The following is a 2,277-nucleotide window of genomic DNA, read 5'->3' on the forward strand; positions in this document are numbered from 1 at the left end:
TGCTCGCTGAGCCTGACCAAGGCCGTCCTGAAGCTCCCCCCGGCCACCGCCTGGGCCACCCGGACCCAGACCCTCACCGTCCAGGGCTCCACCGACGGCACCACCTTCACCACCCTGGTGAACTCCGCCGGCTACACCTTCGACCCGGCCACCGGCAACACCGTCACCATCAACCTCCCCGCCACCCCGACCCGCTACCTGCGCCTCAACGTCACCGGTAACACCGGCTGGCCCGCCGCACAGCTCTCCGAGCTCCAGCTCTTCGGGGCCTGACGGGTCATCAAGGTACTGATGGACATCGGGCGATGATCATCAACTGATTGACGTCCATGCTTTGACGAACACCTGTGTGCGGACATCGGTCCGTCGGCGGACATCCGTCTGCTGATGAACGTCCGTCCACTGATGAACGTCCGCCGACCGGCGGGCCCCCGTCCCCCGACGAGGGCCCGCCTCCCGAACCGGTACCGCCCGGGGTTCTGACGGGCGGGGAGCCTCCTCCGGCCCCGGGCAGTGCCGCACCCTCGATCCCGTCCGGTCACCACGACCGGGCGGGATCGAGCCGTTGGGCCGTCCCGCTACCGCCGGCCCCGCTACCGCCGGCCCCGCTACCGCCGACCCTGCTCGCGGGCGGGGACTTCGGCGTGGGCCAGCACCGAGAGGCCGAACGGGCGGAGGGCGTCGGTGCGTTGCCACAGTTCGGCGGGCACGCTCTCGTGCTGCCGCAGGTGGGCGAGGGGGCGCAGGCCGGCGGTGGTCAGCAGGGCGTCCATCTCCTCGACGTCGAGGAAGGTCCGCCAGGGCTCGCCGCCCTCGGCCGCCGCCGACGCCACCTGCTCGGCGTACGCCTGCCCGGCCTCGTCGCGCCGGCCGGGCGGCAGGAGGTACTCCGCGACCAGTTCGCTGCCGGGGGCGAGCCCGCCGACGGCGGCCAGTGTCACGCCGATCGCCTCGGCGCCGAGGTACATGGTGACGCCGAGCCAGGCCACCAGCGCCGGGCGCCCCGGGTCGAACCCGGCCGCCACCAGCGCCGCTACCAACTCCCCTGCCCCACCGCCCTGTTCGAGGTCGACCGGGACGAAGGCGGTGCCGGGCGGGACGGCGATCCCGGCGGCGGCGAGCAGGTCGCGCTTCCAGCGCTGGACGGCGGGGTGGTCGACCTCGAAGACCCGCACCCGGTCGGCGGGGGCGGAGCGGTAGGCGAAGGTGTCCAGCCCGGCGCCGAGCAGCACGTACTGGTCGGTGCCGCGGGCGGTGAGCGCGGCGAGGCGGTCCTCGGCGAAGCGGCTGCGGGCGAGCGCGGTGGTGCGGGCGCCGGCCAGGACGGGGTGGGCGCCGAACGAGCGGTGGTAGGTGAGCAGTTCCTCGGCGTGCTCGCCGAGCAGCGGCTCGGCGAGGGTGTCCGCGAGGAGCACCGGCTCCCGGTCGACGAGGAGGTGCGCGGCGCGGGCCGCGGCGGACATCAGGGCCGTCCGGCTGGGCCGGGCGGAGGGCAGGGATGCGTGGTTGGCCATGACCGGAGAGAGTAATACTAATTTTTGACATAATATCACAAAATTGAATATTTCGAAAGCGCTTTCCCGTTCAATTCCCGCAACGATTCCCCGCCCCGTCTCCCGGCCCCGCTTCCCCGTTCCCGCCCGTCTCCCCACCAACCCGGCTGCTGTCACCGGCTCGTGATAGGCAGTCAGGATGACCACTTCACTCGGATTCCCGGAACTGCTGGACCTCGTCGACGAGCGCTCCGCCGCACTGCGCAAGACCGTTGCCGACGCGCCGGACCTGACGGTCCGCGTCCCCAGCTGCCCCGACTGGACGCTGTCGGACCTGGTCGACCACCTCACCGCCGTCCACCTCTTCTGGGCGTCGGCCGTCGCCGCGGGCCCCGACTTCGTCCCCGCCCGCCCCGAGCCGGAGACCGGGCTCCCCCGCGACCGGGCGCTGGCGAACTCCGAGGCCGCGACCGCCGCCCTGCTGGCGGCCCTCCGGGAAGCCGGGCCCGACCGCCCCTGCTGGACGTGGTGGCGGGACGGCGACACCCCCAGCACCAGCGGGACGATCGCCCGCCACCAGGTGCAGGAGGCCGCCGTCCACGCCCACGACGCCCAACTCGCCGCCGGCGCACCGCTCCCCCTCCCGGAGCGCGCCGCACTGGACGGCCTGGACGAGTTCCCCGACCTCTACTGGCCGCTGTCCGCCCCGTGGCCGTACGCCCCCGTCACCGTCCGGCTGCACACCACCGAAGGCCCCGCCCTGTCGTACGACCTCGCCCCGGCC

The 2,277-nt window shown here is 73.4% G+C and carries 3 protein-coding genes; 2 read left to right on the plus strand and 1 reads right to left on the minus strand.

What is annotated here, in order from left to right; genetic code table 11:
* Nucleotides 1–273, plus strand: a 273-nt coding sequence (locus tag IH44_RS42135) for a discoidin domain-containing protein (RefSeq protein ID WP_035958524.1), incomplete at its 5' end; no start/stop codon positions are given.
* Nucleotides 274–608: 335 nt separating this feature from the next.
* On the opposite strand, the gene IH44_RS0139715 is transcribed toward IH44_RS42135, so the two are convergent.
* Complete coding sequence (locus IH44_RS0139715; protein ID WP_232795278.1) at nt 609–1,514, minus strand: SAM-dependent methyltransferase; 906 nt, start codon at nt 1,512–1,514, stop codon at nt 609–611.
* Nucleotides 1,515–1,692: 178 nt separating this feature from the next.
* On the opposite strand from IH44_RS0139715, the gene IH44_RS0139720 reads away from it, so the two are divergent.
* On the plus strand, nt 1,693–2,277 hold a 585-nt coding region (locus tag IH44_RS0139720), incomplete at its 3' end, for a maleylpyruvate isomerase N-terminal domain-containing protein (RefSeq protein WP_030464723.1).

The sequence above is a fragment of the Kitasatospora sp. NRRL B-11411 genome (assembly GCF_000721345.1).
Taxonomy (GTDB): domain Bacteria; phylum Actinomycetota; class Actinomycetes; order Streptomycetales; family Streptomycetaceae; genus Kitasatospora; species Kitasatospora cineracea.

Bases quoted from the DNA above. Each gene is read 5' to 3' on its own strand.
- IH44_RS0139715 (WP_232795278.1), bottom strand. From the start codon at position 1,514: ATGGCCAACCACGCATCCCTGCCCTCCGCCCGGCCCAGCCGGACGGCC.